We start from the raw sequence: 3,287 nt of genomic DNA, 5'->3' as shown, positions 1-3,287 counted from the left end.
AGGCTAAAGCTGAAGTAATTGATATAGAAAATAGATATAGATTATTTGCAAAAGCAGAAGCATTTTTAATAGAGGAAGCTTTTATAATTCCATATGCAGTAGGTGGAGGAGGTTATTCTGCTTCTAGATTGAATCCATTTGAATCTTTGTATTCACCTTTTGGAGTTTCAGCAGAAAGATTTAAAGGACAAAAAATAATGGAGAAACCAATGAATTCAGAGCAATTTACAGAAGCACTTGAAATATGGGAAAAAGAAAGAGCAGAGGCTTTAAAGGATGCAGCTGAATAATAATGGACAATTATGTAGGGCGGCCTTTTGGCCGCCTGACAACAAGGAAGGAGGACCAGTATGTTAAAATATTCCTTTAAAAGGTTATTTCAATCTTTAATAACATTGTTTATTGTAATAACTGTTGTATTTCTTCTTATGCGACTAATGCCAGAGGAAGGTTATTTTGGTGATGGATATGAAAAGTTGGATGAGGTACAAAAAGAAGCAATATTGACTAGCATGGGACTTAGAGATCCTATGCATATTCAGCTTAAAAACTTTTATTATGATCTTTTATCTGGAGATTTAGGAGAATCAATAATTTATCGACCTAAAGTGCCTATAGCTGAAATTCTAAAAAGCAAAATTCCATATTCAGTACGTTTTGGATTAGCTGCCATGGCAATTTCTTTAATTTTTGGAGTATCATTAGGTATTACTATGTCTAGAAGTAAAAACCAATTTTGGGACAAAATAGGTACAGGATATATAGTATTTATTAATGCAGTTCCTGCTGCAGTATATTATTTATTTTTGCAATTATACGTAACGGATATTTTAAAACTTCCCATTTTATTTAATCCAGATAGACCTATTAGTTGGATTTTGCCAGCTATCTCCATGTCTCTAGGTGGAACTGCTTCTTATGCAATGTGGATGCGACGGTACATGGTTGATGAGCTAAATAAAGACTATGTAAAACTAGCAAGGGCGAAAGGTTTAAGAGATAAATCTATAATGGTAAAACATGTACTTCGGAATGCTTTCGTTCCTATGGTCCAATATCTGCCTACTTCTCTATTGTTTACTATATCCGGTTCAATATATATAGAATCCTTATATTCTATACCAGGAATGGGGGGTCTTCTAGTAGATGCTATTCAACGGCAAGACAATACATTAGTTCAAGCTTTGGTACTCATATATTCATCTATAGGGATAATAGGATTATTCTTAGGTGATGTTTTAATGGCAACCTTAGATCCAAGGATTAAGTTGGAAAGAAAGGCAGGTGCTAGATAATGGATAAATCTCTATTTGAATTTGCAGCATATGATGGGACTAAAGCTGAAAGAACTGGATACTCAAATTATTCCTATTGGCGTTCTACTGTTCAAGTATTTATGAAAAACAAAGTGGCTGTATTCTTATTGTTTTTAATGATAACAGTACTAACTTTTACAATGATACAACCTTATTTACCAGGGCAAAAATCTCCAACAAAAATCCATATAGATGAGGCTACAGGTATGCAATTAAGGAATAATCCTCCTGATTCTGAATTTTGGTTTGGAACCAATTCCATTGGTCAAGATCTTTGGGCGCGTATATGGAGTGGTACTAGGACTTCATTGTTAATAGGTTTTTTTGTAGGATTGTATGAAGCCATAATTGGGATTATCGTTGGAGCTTTGTGGGGATACGTTAGACGTTTGGAATCTTTTATTACTTCAGCATATAACGTTTTAAACAATATACCCACTACAATAGTTTTAATACTTTTAACATACATAATGAAGCCTAGCGTATTTACTATGATTTTTGCCATGTGTATGACTGGATGGTTAAACATGGCCCGATTTGTTAGGAATCTAATAGTCATTATTAGAGATAGAGAATATAATCTTGCTTCCAGATGTTTAGGCACACCAACTAATAGAATAATTACTAAAAATTTATTACCCTATTTAGTTTCTGTAATTATGTTAAGAATGGCATTGGCAATTCCTGCTGCCATAGGTTACGAAGTTTTTTTAACTTACATTGGATTAGGACTTCCTATAAGTATTCCATCCTTAGGAAATTTAATCAATGAAGGCAGAAGAGTAATGGGAGTACCATCTTTACGTTACCAATTAATTTTTCCAGCAGTAGTACTTTCTATAATAACCATATCTTTCTATGTAATAGGAAATGTATTTGCAGATGCTTCTGACCCAAGGAATCACGTATAGGAGGTGGATTAGATGACAAATTCTGATGTGATACTATCTATAAAAGATTTGGTAGTTAAATTCAATTTAAGAGGAAAAATATTAACTGCTATAAGGGAAGCTTCTTTGGATCTTTATGAAGGAGAAAGTTTAGCTATTGTAGGAGAATCTGGAGCCGGTAAATCTGTATTTACTAAAACTTTCATGGGACTATTAGATGCTAATGGGTGGATAGATTCTGGAAATATATTATATAATGGAGAAGACTTGGCTAAATATAAAACAGAAGAGGATTGGATTAAAATCAGAGGAAGAGAATTTGCTATGGTTTTTCAAGAACCTATGACTTCGTTAAATCCTCTAAAGACAATAGGAAGTCAAGTAGAAGAGGCTGTAGTTTTGCACCAAGGTTTAAAAGGAGACCATGCAAAGGAAAAGGTAATTGAGATACTTAATGATGTAGGTATAAATGAACCAAGAAGAAGATATAACCAATATCCTCATGAATTTTCTGGGGGAATGAGACAAAGGGTTGTTATTGCAATTGCAGTAGCTTGTAATCCTAAAATACTTATATGTGATGAACCTACTACAGCATTAGATGTAACCATACAAGCCCAAATATTAAATCTACTTAAAAATTTACAAAAGAAATATAGGTTGACGACCATATATATAACTCATGATTTAGGGGTAGTAGCAAATATTGCAGATCGAATAGCAGTAATGTATGCAGGAGATATAATAGAGGTAGGAACTTGTGAAGAAGTATTTTATAATGGGCAACACCCATATACTTGGGCATTACTTTCTTCATTGCCACAGCTAGGAATTAAAGGAGAGCCTTTATATTCCATAAAAGGAACACCACCAAATTTATTTAATGAAATAAAAGGAGATGCCTTTGCCCCTAGAAATGAAAAGGCTTTAAAAATAGATTTTGTCGAAAGGCCCCCTTATTTTCAGGTGAGTCCTACTCATAAAGCTCGAACTTGGTTACTTGACCCTAGAGCGCCGAAAGTTGAACCACCAGAATCTATAAGAAATTTAAGGAGACAATGGCAGGTGAAGGCAAATGGCT

Annotated in this window: 3 protein-coding genes and 1 pseudogene; all 4 read left to right on the top strand. The window is 33.8% G+C overall.

What is annotated here, in order from left to right; all coding sequences use genetic code 11:
• Nucleotides 1–290 (top strand): annotated as a pseudogene (locus VK998_RS03340) (peptide ABC transporter substrate-binding protein); the annotation flags it as partial.
• A 60-nt stretch (nt 291–350) separates the two neighbouring features.
• Entirely contained in the window at nt 351–1,295 is a 945-nt protein-coding gene (locus VK998_RS03335; protein ID WP_325225465.1) for an ABC transporter permease, read from the top strand.
• A complete protein-coding gene (locus VK998_RS03330) occupies nt 1,295–2,227 on the top strand; it encodes an ABC transporter permease (protein WP_325225463.1) in 933 nt (310 codons plus the stop codon). The genes VK998_RS03335 and VK998_RS03330 overlap by 1 nt, the downstream gene beginning before the upstream one ends.
• A gap of 12 nt (nt 2,228–2,239) precedes the next feature.
• Nucleotides 2,240–3,287 (top strand): ABC transporter ATP-binding protein (locus tag VK998_RS03325; protein ID WP_325225462.1); only part of this gene is annotated, 1,048 nt, incomplete at its 3' end.

Source organism: Schnuerera sp. (assembly GCF_035459645.1).
In the GTDB taxonomy this organism is placed as follows: Bacteria; Bacillota; Clostridia; order Tissierellales; family Tepidimicrobiaceae; genus Schnuerera.
Note: the sequence above shows the minus strand (reverse complement) of the source record. Positions and strands in the feature narration are given on the sequence as shown.